At 47.0% G+C, this 15,965-nt stretch carries 12 protein-coding genes; 11 read left to right on the plus strand and 1 reads right to left on the minus strand.

Annotation, left to right across the window (positions count from 1 at the left end; all coding sequences use genetic code 11):
- Positions 1–152 precede the first annotated feature (152 nt).
- The 7 genes from ACXAGQ_RS25700 to ACXAGQ_RS25730 all read left to right on the plus strand — a co-directional run bounded on the left by ACXAGQ_RS25700 (position 153) and on the right by ACXAGQ_RS25730 (position 6,869).
- Positions 153–965 carry an ABC transporter substrate-binding protein gene (locus ACXAGQ_RS25700; protein WP_475257771.1) on the plus strand — a complete coding sequence of 271 codons (813 nt, stop codon included), beginning with the start codon at positions 153–155 and terminating at the stop codon, positions 963–965.
- Positions 966–1,667, plus strand: coding sequence for an ABC transporter permease (locus ACXAGQ_RS25705; protein WP_475257773.1), 702 nt, complete (start codon positions 966–968; stop codon positions 1,665–1,667).
- A 13-nt stretch (positions 1,668–1,680) separates the two neighbouring features.
- Entirely contained in the window at positions 1,681–2,388 is a 708-nt protein-coding gene (locus ACXAGQ_RS25710; protein WP_475257775.1) for an ABC transporter ATP-binding protein, read from the plus strand.
- A complete protein-coding gene (mobA, locus tag ACXAGQ_RS25715) occupies positions 2,372–2,956 on the plus strand; it encodes a molybdenum cofactor guanylyltransferase MobA (protein ID WP_475257776.1) in 585 nt (194 codons plus the stop codon). Before ACXAGQ_RS25710 ends, mobA begins: the two co-directional genes overlap by 17 nt.
- Positions 2,953–4,722 (plus strand): bifunctional molybdopterin-guanine dinucleotide biosynthesis adaptor protein MobB/molybdopterin molybdotransferase MoeA, encoded by a 1,770-nt coding sequence (locus ACXAGQ_RS25720; protein WP_475257777.1) that lies wholly within the window; start codon positions 2,953–2,955, stop codon positions 4,720–4,722. The genes mobA and ACXAGQ_RS25720 overlap by 4 nt, the downstream gene beginning before the upstream one ends.
- Positions 4,723–5,400: 678 nt before the next feature.
- On the plus strand, positions 5,401–6,117 hold the full coding sequence (locus ACXAGQ_RS25725) for a DUF3581 domain-containing protein (RefSeq protein WP_475257779.1): 717 nt from the start codon (positions 5,401–5,403) through the stop codon (positions 6,115–6,117).
- Between the two features lie 191 nt (positions 6,118–6,308).
- Positions 6,309–6,869, plus strand: coding sequence for a hypothetical protein (locus tag ACXAGQ_RS25730; protein WP_475257780.1), 561 nt, complete (start codon positions 6,309–6,311; stop codon positions 6,867–6,869).
- A 45-nt stretch (positions 6,870–6,914) separates the two neighbouring features.
- On the opposite strand, the gene ACXAGQ_RS25735 is transcribed toward ACXAGQ_RS25730, so the two are convergent.
- Positions 6,915–8,573, minus strand: coding sequence for a hypothetical protein (locus tag ACXAGQ_RS25735; RefSeq protein ID WP_475257781.1), 1,659 nt, complete (start codon positions 8,571–8,573; stop codon positions 6,915–6,917).
- A 305-nt stretch (positions 8,574–8,878) separates the two neighbouring features.
- Here ACXAGQ_RS25735 and ACXAGQ_RS25740 point away from each other — a divergent pair, with 305 nt between their 5' ends.
- The 4 genes from ACXAGQ_RS25740 to ACXAGQ_RS25755 all read left to right on the plus strand — a co-directional run bounded on the left by ACXAGQ_RS25740 (position 8,879) and on the right by ACXAGQ_RS25755 (position 15,722).
- Entirely contained in the window at positions 8,879–9,766 is an 888-nt protein-coding gene (locus tag ACXAGQ_RS25740; RefSeq protein ID WP_475257783.1) for a LysR family transcriptional regulator, read from the plus strand.
- Between the two features lie 104 nt (positions 9,767–9,870).
- Positions 9,871–11,049, plus strand: coding sequence for an efflux RND transporter periplasmic adaptor subunit (locus tag ACXAGQ_RS25745; RefSeq protein ID WP_475257785.1), 1,179 nt, complete (start codon positions 9,871–9,873; stop codon positions 11,047–11,049).
- A 13-nt stretch (positions 11,050–11,062) separates the two neighbouring features.
- Positions 11,063–14,194 (plus strand): efflux RND transporter permease subunit, encoded by a 3,132-nt coding sequence (locus ACXAGQ_RS25750; RefSeq protein WP_475257786.1) that lies wholly within the window; start codon positions 11,063–11,065, stop codon positions 14,192–14,194.
- Complete coding sequence (locus ACXAGQ_RS25755; RefSeq protein WP_475257787.1) at positions 14,187–15,722, plus strand: efflux transporter outer membrane subunit; 1,536 nt, start codon at positions 14,187–14,189, stop codon at positions 15,720–15,722. Before ACXAGQ_RS25750 ends, ACXAGQ_RS25755 begins: the two co-directional genes overlap by 8 nt.
- Positions 15,723–15,965: the final 243 nt, after the last annotated feature.

The following is a 15,965-nucleotide window of genomic DNA, read 5'->3' on the forward strand; positions in this document are numbered from 1 at the left end:
AAACTGACATAGAGGTATTATACGCAACAAGTTCAAGTTGGCACTTGATTTGCTTAATGACTCGCACATAACGACAGCGAATATCTCTGTCAAAGCATGTTGCTTCATTTGCATACGATAATAAACAAAATGACGTTCAGTCAGGATGACCTATGAAACTATTAAAAACGACTCTTGTTGTGTTGGCCCTTGCTTCTTCAGCAGCGATTCAAGCTGCAGAGGATATGACAATTCGGTTGGCAACAACAACCAGTACCTATCACTCTGGCCTTTTGGACTACTTGCTCCCTGAGTTCAAAAAAGACACCGGCTATACCGTTGAGGTACTAGCCGCAGGTACGGGCAAATCTTTGCGAATGGGCGAAAACGGTGACGTAGACTTGGTAATGACCCACGCCCCTCAAGCAGAAGCAGCGTTTGTAGAAAAAGGCTTTGGTGTTCTACCGAGAAAATTGATGCACAATGATTTCGTCATTGTTGGCCCTAAATCTGATCCCGCCCAAATCAGTGAACTCAAAGATGTCACCACAGCCCTGAAGAAGATTGCCGACGAGAACGAAATCTTTGTATCTCGCGGTGATGACTCTGGCACCCACAAGAAAGAGCTTAACCTATGGGCACAGACAAAAATGGAGCCGAACTTTGGTGGCTACAAAGCCGTTGGTCAAGGTATGGGTCCGACGTTAAATATGGCCTCTGAGCTTCAAGCTTACACCATGACCGACCGTGGTACTTGGTTGGCCTACCAGAACAAGTTGGATTTGAAAATTGTCCTGCAAGGTGACTCGCGCCTATTTAACCCGTACCAAGTCATTCTTGTGAACCCAAGTCGTTACCCAGATATCAACTACCAAGGTGCTAAATCATTCAGCGACTGGCTGGTAAACCCGAAAGCACAGACCATGATTAATGACTATAAACGACACGGCGAGCAGCTATTTGTCGCGGATGCTATCACTCAGTAAATGGATATCTGGCACACCACACACCAAGCGATCCAACTGCTGTTTAGCGGCGATGCCGCCCTGTGGGGGATCGTTGGTGTTTCATTCTCGGTTTCACTGCTGGCAATTGGCCTTGTGCTATTGCCAGCACTGCTAATCAGCTTTGCCCTTGCCTATGGCCGTTTCCCGGGCCGTTGGGTGATCCTGTCGTTGTTCAATACCTGCCAGTCCATTCCAACGGTTGTTATCGGCCTATTGCTTTACATGCTGTTGTCACGCGCTGGACCTCTGGGTGATTGGAAAATGCTATTTACCCAACAGGCCATGGTTTTAGGGCAAATGCTGATCTGCTTGCCGATCTTAGTCTCTATGATGCATGCCGCGTTTCAAAACAGTGATAAACGCGCCTGGGAAACCTCTCTCACATTAGGCGCCAGCTTGCCAAGAGCTTTCATGAGCCTGATGTGGGAAAGCCGTTTCCCTTTGCTGGCTGCTATTATTGCCGCATTCAGCCGAGTGATCACCGAAGTTGGCTGTTCCATGATGGTTGGTGGTAATATCCTCAACTCAACAAGGAATATCCCAACTGCTATCGCCTTGGAAAGCTCTAAAGGGGCGTTTGCCCAGGGCGTTGCCTTAGGAATGGTGCTGCTGATTTTGGCATTAGGACTAAACTTCTTCCTATCTGTTGCGCGTGGCAAAGCCCACCTTCGCACTAACTAAGCCGGAGAATTTGATGACACAACTCTCTATCAAGGCCACAGACCTATCGGTTCGATTCAAAGACCGGCTACTGTTCCATATCCCCAACCTTGTCCTTGGTCCCCACGATGCGGTTTACCTCAGTGGTGACAACGGTGTTGGAAAAACCACTTTATTGAAAGTCCTGAGTGGGCTGCAACCCCCTAGCACCGGCTCGATCAATATCAACAAGCCTTCAATTTTACGACGGGTGTTCTGCGCGCAGTCCAATAGCGGCGTTGTATATATGCATCAAACCCCATACATGTTTGATGGTACTGTGCTGGACAATGTCAGTTATGGTTTGAAATTCACCATTCGTGAACGGCGAAACCGCCGGGCAGAGGCGATCAATGCCCTTCGTATGGTAGGCTTAGAAACTCTGGCGGACGAACATATCTCCGTTCTCTCTGGTGGTGAAAGGCAGCGTGTTGCTATGGCGCGAGCCTGGGCAATCAAGCCAGCCGTGCTGTTAATGGATGAATCCAGTGCTAGCCTAGACCAAGAGTCGGTTGATAGGTTGGTTGTGTTGTGCAAAGACCTGCTTGCTCGTGGTACCAGTTTGGTCATCACTAGCCACCAGAAAAATGCCCTCACAGAACTATGTCGACGCCAGTGGACAATTTCTGATACTCAACTCATTGAACGCGCTGATTTGCAGCTCGTTGACGAGGACAATAATAAATATGCCTACGCCGGATAACACAAGCTGGGTCATTTTGGCTGGCGGCCAAGCCAGCCGAATGGGTGGAAACGACAAAGGACTGGTCACTCTTGCAGGACGAGCAATGGTCGAGCATGTCATCGACACCCTTCAAACGCAAACCAACTCTATCACTATCAATGCTAACCGAAACCAAGATACCTACCGGCAGTACGGTGAGGTTTTTGGCGATCACATCAAAGACTACCCTGGCCCACTAGGTGGCATGCACGCCGCCCTGCACCATATTGATTCCGAATGGATAGGCTTTGTTCCTTGCGACTGCCCTGCTCTGCCTGCCGACCTCGTTGCCAGAATGAGCAACGCCTGCGATAGCAGCACCGATATAGCTGTCGCCCACGATGGCGATCACATTCAGCCAGTTGTTACACTGGTCAACCGCCGCATCTTACCCAAGCTTGAGCAGTTTCTGGAAAATGGTGACCGTAAAATAATCTTGCTATATCGCCAGTGCAATATGATCACTGTGGATTTCAGCGACCAACCGCATGCTTTCGTCAATCTAAATACGCCAGAAGAACTAGAACAATTCGGACAAGCACTATGAACCCAATTCAATCTTCCCTGCCTTTGCTGGGCTTTGCCGCATGGAGCGGAACAGGCAAAACAACCCTTCTAGAAGCAATGCTGCCTAAACTGGTTGAGCATGGTATTCGAGTCGCGGTTATCAAACACGCACACCACAATTTTGATATCGATAAAGAAGGCAAGGACTCTTACCGCCTGCGTAAAGCCGGTGCGGCTCAAATGCTGATTTCTTCCCGTTACCGTCGTGCCATGGTCACTGAAACGCCGGACGAGGAAGCGACACTGCCTCAGCTCATCGCCCAGCTAGATCTCAACGAACTTGATCTGATCTTGGTCGAAGGCTTCAAGAAGCTAAGCTTCCCTAAAATTGAGCTCCACCGCGAAGAAATTGGCAAGCCATGGCTATTTCCGGAAGACAGTAACATTATTGCCGTCGCGTCAGACGTAGCCTCTGACACCCAGCTGCCTAAGCTAGATATTAACGATCTAGATACTCTCACCGCATTTGTTGCCGACTTTGCCAAGCAACAACACGGTGAATCCTTAAACTGCAGTGATATTGACCCATCAGGTATGCTATCTGTCGACGAAGGCCGTTCACGTATTTTGAGCCAGATTGTCGCACCAAGTGCCGAGACAACCGTTGAATTAAAAGAGGCTCTGGGACAAATTGTCGCAAATGATATTTTGTCACCAGTTAATGTGCCACAGCATACCAACTCGGCAATGGATGGCTACGCCATTCGCAGCGACGACCTTAACCAAAAGAGCTATCACGTCGTAGCCCAAGTGATGGCAGGCCACAGCTATGATAAGCCGCTGAACAAAGGTGAAGCCGTCCGCATTATGACCGGCGCCCCGGTACCTCAGCACGCTGACACCGTGATCATGCGAGAGCAAGCTCAGCAAGATGGTGACAGCGTCACCTTTGACTTGGGTATGGGTGCAATTAAAGCAGGACAAAATGTTCGCCAAGCCGGTGAAGACCTAGCGAAAGGCCAAGCGGCCGTCAAAGCGGGTTCACAGGTAAATGCACCAGAACTGGGTATGATCGCGTCACTGGGTCTTGATACTGTCGATATCCGCCCACAAATTAAGGTGGCTATTTTCTCTACCGGCGATGAAGTGCAGCACCCTGGAGAGGCGCAGAAGCCAAACTGTATCTACGACTCTAACCGCTACACCTTACATGCCATGCTGACCAAAGCTGGCTGCAAGGTGATCGACCTCGGCATCATCGAAGACAGTGAAGAAGCCCTTGAAGCAACCCTGACAACGGCCAGCCAGCAAGCCGATCTGATCCTGTCGTCTGGCGGTGTCTCTGTCGGGGATGCTGATTACATCAAAAACATCCTTGATAAACTGGGGCAGATTAATTTCTGGCGTATCAATATGAGACCGGGTCGCCCTCTCGCTTTCGGTCAGATTGATACAACACCTTTCTTTGGCCTTCCGGGCAACCCTGTTGCAGTGATGGTCGCCTTTATGCAGTTCGTAGAACCCGCTATCCGCAAGTTACAAGGTATGACAGACTGGCAGGCGACTTTCTATACGGCTGTTGCTGAGGAAAAACTGCGCTCCCGCCCTGGCCGTACCGAATATAGCCGAGGCATTTTCGGCATCGACGCCAATGGTCGTCTGACGGTCAGAAGTGCCGGCAAGCAAGGATCGGGTATCCTGCGTTCAATGAGCGAAGCGAATTGCCTGATTGAGATCCTGCCCGAACAGCCAGGGGTAGAAATTGGTGAAAAGGTACGAGTAATCCCGTTGGAAAATCGTATTTAGTCATTGGAAAAGTTTGAGAGGTAGTGGTTAAGTCTCTGCTCTGTATCAAGTCAGCAGCAGAGACATTCAACCTGAGAGTGCGCTGCAATTATTATGAGCACTCAGCAAACAGTGTTTAAGCCACTGTTTACTGAGTGCTTATTTTTTGCAGCTTCCGTGCTACTTTATTTTTCCTGAGCTTCTACACGTCTAGAAGATGGTTATCGTGCCCTGTAGCGAGATTTTATCCCGTACATGACCATTTGGAATTGCTCAGATAAAGTAACCTAGCCATTTGATTGTCAGTTTCTGTGAACCTGTCTGTACACCCGTCATCAAAACCCGTTCAATTCTGAACCGTTGCTTATCAGAAGGATATAAAACGACTTTATATCACTATTAGTGATAATTTGTATGTTATTGTCATTTCAGTCGTTTTAATCCATAGTACAAAATTATGTATCCGGTTGCACGAAAAAAATTATTACACGCTATACTAGCTACCATAAGTGTGACAAATACAATCAATGCTTGTGATTTGGTACAATAATCAACCAGCCGTAAGGTTAGGTTTTGGGTCACTTCTTTCTGGTATTCATTTGTAAAGGTATAGCATTTTCCACTGGCTAGACCATTTAACATGAAGATATCAGGTAGAATAGATGACAGTTTAATTAACCCACTATCAGTACGTTAGGCATGTTTCTAGATTCATATTACTTAGAAGAGAATGGTGTATTCAGCTTTACCCGTGAGCAAGCGAGTCACTTTGCAAAAAAAGTCGCGGGCGATTTCAACCCCATTCATGATGAAGACAACAAACGTTTCTGCGTTCCTGGGGATCTTCTGTTTTCTGTTGTGCTATCTCGCGCCGGCATCAGCAAAAAGATGCGATTTGAATTTGCTGGCATGATCAATGACGGTATCGGTTTGAAAGCAAAACACAGCTGCTTCAATGATTTCGCTATTGTTGATGACGCTGACAAAGAATATTTGCACGTCACTCGAGAAGGTGACATCAACACAGACAAAGCACTTATCGAGCAAGTGACCAAGAGTTATGTCCAGTTTTCGGGCATGAACTTTCCGCACATCATGGTTCCTTTGATGAAATCCAAGGACATCATGATCAACACCGTGCGTCCTTTGGTGATCTACGAAAGTATGGAGCTTAACTTTGAGCGCCTAGACCTCACCTCCCCTACGGTTGAGCTCGCCGAGTCCGAAATCTCCGTTGAAGGCAAGCGCGGTAGCGTAACGCTTAACTTCCACTTCAAGGAAAACGGTGAGGTCGTTGGTACAGGACGCAAGCGCATGCTTATGAGTGGTCTGAAGCCGTATGACCAAGCAGCTATCGACGACTTGGTTGAGCGCTTCAATGCACGTAAAGTTGAGTTCTCATCAGTTGCAGCATAAATTTGATTTACTGCTAAAGTAATGAACTTTGTAAAAAGCCGTCTTCCTGACGGCTTTTTTGTATCCCGCCATCGTAAGTCACCAGCGTATTTACCGATTGATCCCCCCCTATTCCCCTATACTTTATGTTGTCATATTTTCATGACGCAGCAATCCATGATGATGATTTCAGACTAGGTGGAGAAATAATCATGGTAAATGTATTAAGATCAGCTTTATGCGTATCAGCCCTTCTATCAGGCAGTCTGTTTGCCGTTCCAGCAATAGCCGAAGACAGCAAGATGTCAGAAGACCTGATGACTGAAAAAATTGGCCGTGCGAAGTCAGCGGCTCCTGCTTCAATCAGCGACGACGCGACTATTGTTGTTGATGGCAAGGTAGTTGTAGAAGGTTCTAATGGCTGGACATGTATGCCAGATACTTTTCCTGATGATGGTATGCCGATGTGCAACGATGCCGTTTGGATGGAAATGCTAACGGCGATGATTAACAAGAAAGACTTTACCGCAACAAAAATTGGCATTTCCTACATGTTGCAAGGTGACCGCGGAGCCGGTGTCAGCAACTCCGACCCTTATCATCCAGATCCTAAAAATGCGGACGATTACACTGAAACCGGCCCGCATCTTATGATCATCGTACCGAGAGTAATGCTAGAAGGCATCACTGATGATCCTTCCTCAGGTGGTCCATACGTAATGTGGAAAGACACGCCTTACGTACATATCATGGTGCCCGTTGCTGACAAGTAAGTAATCATCTCGACAAACACCGTAGTACAAAACCCGGTAGACACACTACCGGGTAAATCTAAAATAGGCCGACTTTGCAATGGGATGATTCTCTAAAGCATCCATGTATGCCTTACCTCTTGAAACCTCAGTTTCAATAGATAGATGGCTAATAATATAATGACTATGTTTCAAGCGTTTAATTGTTGTCATAGCTTGCTTTTTGCCGACAACCTCAGCACGTAATAGAGAACTGAGAACCATACAATTTATATCGAAAGAATATGGGTAGTGCTGGACAACAACATCAAGTGTTTTCATTTGTACTGGTTGTATCGCACAGCCCCGCTTAGACAGCTTCTTCAACCATAAATATACCCTTTGCAGCTGGCTATACGGCCTTGCCGCCCACTTGAAAAGCTCTTCATTCTTCTGTTCAACATCTAACGCATTCAATTCATTGACCAGATTAATACACAATGTCATCTCGCCAAATGTCGCCATCACCCGCAAAGAGACAAGCTGTAGATGAATACAGCACTTCCTCATACGTAATACGTCATTATGGTAAACATCTAAGGCCATCGCTCTTGCCTTAAGCACTTTCCCAACCCGGCTTATATGCAATGTATTCAATAGCTTAACCAATGCGATAAACTCTCGACGCTTATCTGTCCCTAGTCGTTTGTATATACCTCTTAAAACAGGCTCGAAGTACAACCGATATTGTTCCTTGGTTACCCGCATATCCGATGATAATAATGCTTCAGAAACATCTATCGCCAAATTGCAGTAATCTTCAAGCCTGCCTGATAAGTATTTAACTCGATTACTAACAACAGATTGAAATGACTCGATTTTTTCTTGCTTGATCAGGCAGTAGATAAGTTCGACAAAAGCTTGCTGGTTTGCTGGGTTGTTCTCAAATGCAATCAAGCGATGCTGGAAAATGGCCTCTAAGTTATTGAGCTTCTCATATTCCTCTGCCAGTCGTGTATGAACCCGAAGTGGAAGCTCATTTTTCTTTAGCAACCATTGTAATGCAGCGATACTTTTTACAGGCTCACCGCAGCAATCACTAAAACCAATAATATTAACTGGGTCAATCAATGCACGGTCGTGCTGCTGATATAGGCTCATGAATGCATTATTCATTTGCTTTTTATACAGTGACAACAGTGATAAATTCAGCAACTGTGGGTTCTTAATCTTCTGTTTATACTGACTAACGCTTAAGGCAAATTTGTCTAAATTATTACCAGAGCTATCAAATACATGTTCATAAAAATGTTTATGTTTCAGCAACCGCATGAGTAAACTTTTAAACTGCTCATAGCTAAGTTGGCCTGATACAATATGATCAGCATCTAAAGACCGAGCGCTATCGTAGTCAAGAGAAGTAGCAGACTCTGATAATATCAATAAAAACAGAGGGTAAGAGTTAAAAAATGAACGCTCTCTCTTACTTTCAATGTAAGTGCTGATTTTGCTATAGTATTGATATTCAAAATCAATAAAATGAATATCATAAATGTTTCTTGACTGGTTTAGCTTATTACAATCAACCACATCAACGTTAACAACACCTGCTTTTACAAACATTTGTTTTACTTGAAACGCTCGCTCTCTATTCTCACAGCAAACTAGCGCTGATAATTTTGACAATGGAATCATTATAAAAAGACAGTTACCGACAAAAAATATATAATAAATATAGCCAATCATTTTTATATCGCAAAAATGATAAAAATATAACTTAATTTAAAATTGTCTATTTATTTTAATATTAATAGCTTAGCAATACAACAGGACAATAAAATGACACTCCTACAAGATCACGACAATATATTGTCGCAACTAAAAAATTAAATAACCGCCTTTAATTTCCCTTTACCTGCAACACTTACCAATCTATTGCTCTTGGATAATGATACTGTCAGAATAACTTACTGAGGGGCATATTCTTTTAGTCTTGCTTGTGGTTGCCCCCAAAGGATGAATAGGGCCAGAAGGATGGATAGGGTCAGAACGTGAATTTACGTCAGATAGAGGTATTTTACGCTGTCATGAAAACAGGCAGTGTTTCCGGTGCAGCTAAATTACTGCACGTTTCGCAGCCAAACGTCACCCGTATCCTAGCCCATACTGAACTTCAGCTTGGCTTTTCCCTTTTTCATCGCCACAAAGGCCGGCTCATCGCCTCACAACAGGCTGAAGCACTTTTACCTGAAGCTGAAAAACTCTATCGCCAAGTAGGAAATTTACAATCCCTAACCAGTAAATTACAAAAGGGACATTCGCATCTTCGTATCGGGGCGCCGCCTATCCTCTCGGCCAGTATCATCCCTCCAGTTTTGGCTAAGCTCTGTCAATCCGCTCAAGTATCGGCCGAAATCTCGACTGGAAATCAAAATGAGCTCTGTGATGCTTTACTGAATAACCAGCTTGATTTCGCAATTAGCTTTGCCCATATGGCTCCACCTAGAATAACCAGCCAAAAGCTAGAAAAAGCAGCAATGGTCGCCTTGCTGGCAAAAGCTGATATATGGCCTTCGAACGCAATAACAATACCTGAGCTGCTTGATGCCGCTCCTGTTATCGGCTTGGATGCACGCGATCCGCTGGGACTTGCCGTTAAGCACGCCATCCTAAAGCACCAACCTGATTACCATTTTCAATTATCAGTAAGATCGTATTCTACTGCTGCGGAGTTGGTCATTCAGGGCATGGGAGCCACCATTGTTGACCCTTGGACAGCAATAAATTACCAAGAGAAAGTCAGGGTTGTTTCATTGTCAGAGCATATCCCTGTGAGTATCAGTTTACTTTTTGCCGACCATTCCCCTTTATCTTCAACTGCTAATCAGTTTGTTGAGCTTCTTTGCCAGTACTTATTAGAGAATCCTGCGCAAAGATAAGACACTGTCCCGTCGCAAACCTGAATAAGCTATTCATTACTCTTAATGATTAGAGCAAGGCTTAGTCACGCTTTTAGTTTGTAGCTTTAAGGTAGGTTGGCGAAATGATCAGTGTTAAGCAGCAACTGTTACAACCGTTCTCATTGTCTTTAGCCCTATTTAGCTTCGCCTTTCTTCAAGGCTGTGAAGACAAACAAGCTACAGCCCCGCAAGGGCCACAATATGACATTGGCTATGTAACCATCGCAACCAAGTCAGTAGAACTTCGCGATGAAATGCCAGGGCGAACGGTCGCCTCCTATGAAGCTGAAGTCCGGCCGCAAGTCGGTGGGATCATCCTCAGGCAACTGTTTGAGGAAGGGACGATGGTGACTAAAGGCCAACCATTATACCAAATAGACCCAGCGCCATTTCAGCTCTCGCTAGACCAAGCCCGTTCTGATCTCAGCAAGGCTACGGCTAATCTGGCGACAGCAAGAAACCGAGCAGATAGATATCGCCGCCTTGTAAGGGAAAAAGCCGTATCACGGCAGGATTATGATGATGCTGTCGCCACATATCAAGAAGCACAGTCAAACGTGGCTAGTGCCAAAGCCAGTGTCGAAAATGCCAAAATCAACCTCAACTACACCAAAGTCATTGCCCCTATCGATGGCAGAGCCGGGCGGTCTTCTGTTACCGCCGGGGCCTTGGTGACAGCCAATCAATCCGCTCCTTTGGTTACAGTGCAAACCTACAATCCAATGCATGTCGACCTCACCGCTTCGAGTACGGAGTTACTGCAATTCAGGCGAGAGCTGGCTCAAGGCACTTTCAAACGCAATGAAGCAGAGTTAAGTGATATTCAGTTGTCTCTCGAAGATGGCACCACTTATGACCAGCCGGGCACCATCCTCTTTTCTGACATCAACATTGATGAAACAACGGGATCTTTTGTCTTGCGGGTGTCTTTTCCAAACCCACAGCAAATTCTACTACCCGGCATGTTTGTCAGGGCATCTCTACCAAGAGGGGTTGTCGATAAGGCGATCTTAATTCCAGCCAAAGCCTTAACCCGCACCCCCAAAGGAGACGCCCAGGTGAGCGTCATCGGACAAGACAACAAAGTCGAAGTGAAAACCGTACTAACCGACAGGCTGGTGAATAATCAATGGCTGATCACCAAAGGGTTGAACGTCGGAGATAAAGTCATTGTCGATGGCTTGCAGTTTGTCCGCTCTGGTGCACCTGTCAGCAAGTCCCATGAAGTCAGCAGCACAACGACTAACAATCCTTCGAAGTAAATAGGACGGGTTCATGGCTCATTTCTTTATACAGCGACCTGTTTTTGCATGGGTGCTTGCTATTTTGGTGATGTTGGCAGGGGTCATTTCCATCATCTTACTGCCCATAGCCCAATACCCGACTATTGCACCGCCGGCAATTCAGATTTCTGCCACCTACCCTGGCGCTTCAGCGAAAACAGCTGAAGACTCTGTAACCCAAGTTATCGAACAGCAAATGAACGGTCTTGATAACCTGCTTTACATGTCCTCCACCTCGGACTCTTTCGGTAATATCACCACGACCCTTACCTTTGCAGCAGGTACCGACCCAGATATTGCCCAGGTGCAGGTTCAAAACAAACTCTCTGTTGCGACCCCTTTATTACCGCTTGAAGTGCAAAACCAAGGGGTAAAAGTAGAGAAAGCCAGTAACTCTATTCTTATGGTCATTGGCTTTGTCTCTGATGATCCATCCTTAACCAACGAAGATATATCTGACTACATTTCCAGTAATGTGCTAGACCCCCTAAGCCGGGTCGACGGTGTAGGTCAGACTCAGTTGTTCGGGGCGGAATATGCCATGCGGATATGGCTGAACCCTTACCAACTGGAAAATTATGACTTGATGCCCTCGGATGTGGTGGCGGCGATACAGGAGCAAAACGCTCAGGTCTCTGCTGGCCAACTCGGTTCAGCCCCTGCCGTTCCCGGCCAACAGTTAAACGCCACCATTACCGCCCAATCACGATTACAAACTGTTGAGCAATTCAAAAAGATCCTGCTCAAAGTTAACCCTGATGGTTCTCAAGTATTGATGGAAGATGTGGCTAGGGTGCAATTAGGTTCGGCATCTTACCAAACGGTGTCGAATTACAACAAGCAGCCGGCTACTGGGATATCCATTGCATTGGCAACCGGTAAAAATGCACTTGAAACCGCCAATGCCGTTAGGGCCAAACTTGGTGAGCTCACCCCTTTCTTTCCCGAGGGTATCAAGGTTGTTTACCCCTATGACACCACCCCATTCATTGAAATTTCTATAGAGGAAGTGGTTAAGACCCTTCTGGAAGCCATCTTCTTGGTGTTCTTGGTAATGCTGTTGTTCTTGCAGAGCTTCAGGGCAACATTGATCCCGACGATCGCGGTACCGGTCGTGGTTCTCGGCACCTTTGCCGTGCTGCTCGCCCTTGGGTATTCCATCAATACCCTGACAATGTTTGCACTCGTGCTAGCTATCGGCCTACTGGTTGATGATGCCATCGTGGTGGTGGAAAACGTTGAGCGGATCATGGAGGAGGAAGGGCTGGAGCCTAGGGAAGCGACCGAAAAGTCGATGACTGAAATCACCAGCGCCCTGGTGGGTATTGGTATGGTACTGTGCGCGGTATTTATCCCGATGGCTTTTTTCGCTGGCTCTACCGGTGCAATCTATCGCCAATTTTCAATTACTATCGTCACCGCAGTTGCGCTTTCAGTGATGGTAGCCATCATCCTGACGCCAACCTTGTGTATCAGCCTGCTCAAAACCACCGACGGACATAAAACAACAGGTTTTGCAGGCTGGTTCAACCGTAATTTTAATAAAGCTACTGAGAAATATACCTCAGCGGTCACCTTCATTACCCATCGAAGTGTCCGTTTCTTGCTCATTTATTTAGGCATCGGCGCCATCATGGCCTTATTGTTCCTGCGCCTACCAAGCGGTTTTCTGCCAGATGAAGACCAGGGTATTATGATGAGCATGGTGCAGTTACCCAGTGGCTCAACCCAAGAGCAGACATTAGAGATTCTCGATAAAGTTGAAGATCATTTTTTGGTGACTGAAAAGAAAAACGTGAAGTCTGTTTTCTCTGTCTCTGGGTTCAGCTTTGCGGGCTCTGGTGCCAATACCGGTATGATGTTCATTGCCCTGAATGATTGGGATGAACGAACTGCTGACAGTGACAAGGTCAATGCCATTGTCAGGCGGGCAATGATGGCCTTTACCGAGATCCCCCAAGCACTGATCTTTGCTTTTGCGCCACCTGCAATTATGGAGCTGGGTAATGCCACTGGCTTTGATATGTTCCTGCAAGACCGCTCGGGACTCGGCCACGAGAAAATGACCGAAGCGCGAAACCAGCTCTTGGGCATGGCCGCTCAGAACCCTAACCTTATCCAAGTACGCCCTAACGGGCTGGATGACACACCGCAATACCATATCCAAATCGATCAGCTCAAAGCCCGGGCTCTGGGGGTGTCAATCAATGACATCAATAGCACCTTGGGTACAGCGCTAGGTAGTAACTATGTGAACGACTTTGTTGACCGAGGCAGGATCAAACAGGTGTACGTGCAAGCCGACATGCCCTATCGCATGAATCCGGCAGATATTATGGAATGGAAAGTCCGTAATCAATCCGGCGAAATGGTGGCTATGCGGGTGTTCAGTGAAGGGGAATGGACTTATGGCTCCCCTCGGCTAGAGCGTTATAACGGTACGTCTGCGATGGAAATACTGGGCGAACCCGCTCCTGGCGTCAGTACCGGTGAGGCCATGCTGGAAATGGAGCAAATCGTCAGCCAATTGCCTAAAGGCGTCGGTCTTGAATGGACGGGCATGTCCTATCAGGAGCGTATCTCTAGTGGTCAGGCACCTATGCTATACGCCTTGTCGATCCTTATTGTATTCCTGTGTCTTGCTGCACTTTATGAGAGCTGGGCGGTACCCTTCTCGGTCATCCTCATCATACCGCTAGCCATATTGGGCGCGGTGACTGCCACCTTGGTATTCGGACTCGATAATGATGTCTATTTCCAGGTCGGGTTGCTAACGACCATTGGGCTCGGCTCGAAAAACGCCATCATGATTGTCGAGTTCGCCAAGTCATACCATGACTCCGGTGAAGATATGTTCAAAGCGGCTATTCACGCTGCCAAAATCCGCCTTCGCCCTATATTGATGACATCGCTCGCCTTTGGTATGGGGGTTGTACCATTAGCAATATCCAGCGGTGCTGGCTCAGGTGCACAAAACGCGGTTGGTACCGGCGTGGTAGGTGGCGTTCTCACCGCTACCTTCCTAGGTATCTTCTTCGTGCCTTTGTTCTTCGTCGTTGTCACACGGGTGTTCTACGGACCTGATAAAGAGCCTGCTACCGCAGAGGAGACCAAGAATGACTAAATCAACGTCGCTGGCCTTCTGTGTCTATGCCGCCATCAACCTAGCTGGTTGCACTAACTTTATTCCGAGCTACCAACAGCCTGCCGCCCCGATTGATACGACATGGCCGGTGGATGAAAGTGCCAACAACTTCTCCATTTATACCGGGAGTAATGTACCCGGTGTATCCAATACCCAGACGGCGAGCCTTGAACCATCAATCAGCCGGGTTTCTCCCTATGAAGATTGGCGGGCGTTTATCCAAAGCGACAAACTCACACAGGTCATTGAGCTCGCGCTTCGCAACAACCGGGATGTTCGGATTGCTATACTGAATATCCAACGCGCCGAAGCCCAATACGGTATTCAGCGTGCAAACCGGTTACCTAATATCGATCTCGGCGTCACAGGTGCAAACCAGCGGCTGTCTGAAAACATCAATAACGGTAACTCAACCATTAGCCGCCAATATAGCGTCGATTTGGGTGTGAGCAATTATGAAATTGACTTTTGGGGACGTATTCAGAGTCTAGAGCAGCAAGCACTCGAGCAGTATCTGTCTACGATTGAAGCGAGGAAGAACACCCAACTTAGTTTGATAAGCAGTGTGGTTGAGTCCTACTTAACCTTGATTGCTGATCAGCGCTTGTTACGTTTAGCCGAAGATACTTTGCGGGTTCAACAAGACTCCCTGACGCTGACTGAAAAGAGCTTTAATAGCGGTGTTGCAACCGGCCTTGATGTATCGCAGGCGAAAACCACTGTAGCCACGGCACTTAAAGATGTTGCCCTGTTCACCAGCCAAGTGGATGTCGACATCAACGCACTGAACACATTAGTCGGTACACGGGTGCCAATTCACCTACTCCCTCAGTTAGCCGATAACATCGGTTTTGCGCCAGTCCATGTCGGTGTGCCTTCTGACGTACTGCTTCGCCGTCCTGATATTTTGTCTGCCGAATACCAGCTTCGTGCAGCCAACGCCAATATCGGTGCAGCAAGAGCGGCATATTTCCCAACAATTTCACTCACGGCAACAGGCGGGTTACTCAGCGCATCGGCAGATGATCTTTTCTCTGGTGACAGCCGAAGCTGGGTATTCACGCCAAATCTAGTGCTACCGATTTTTAACTGGGGCGAACTAGACAGCCAATTGGATGTTTCCATAGCTGATCAGCAAATTGCGCTAAACCAATATGAGCTGGCTATACAAACTGCATTTCGAGAAGTTGCCGACGCGCTTGCGAACCAAGCGACCTTGAAAGACCAGGTCTCAGCACAGCAAATGCTGGTCGATGCAACTGGGGAAAGCTTCCGTTTATCCAACCTGCGCTTTGACGAAGGGGTTGATGATTACTTTACGGTATTGGACTCCCAACGCGAGTTTTATACCGCCCAGCAAGAGCTTATCAATACCAAGCTCTCTGAGGAACTTAACTTAATTACCCTATACAAGGTACTCGGTGGTGGCTGGGTAGAAACAGATGTACCAATGCCAGATTCCTTGCCGGCAACGGATGCCCTGTATAACCAGCAAAACAGTCAATAGCATTGGACTTTTTGGAGTATACGCACCTTTTCCAAACGGCTTGCGCAAAAGTAAGGCCGTTATATGGAAAATACCGCCAGACGAATATCCCGATTACCAGCACCAAAATGCCATTTATCAATCATTTCTACCGCTGATCACTTTAACTGCACCTCTTGTAATTAAATTACACAGCACCCATTCACGCATGCGAATAAACACTTGAAAAGTGACGTAAGTCACACTAACATTCTTCTTGCGGCA

Source organism: Photobacterium sp. ABD4_091, assembly GCF_056160145.1.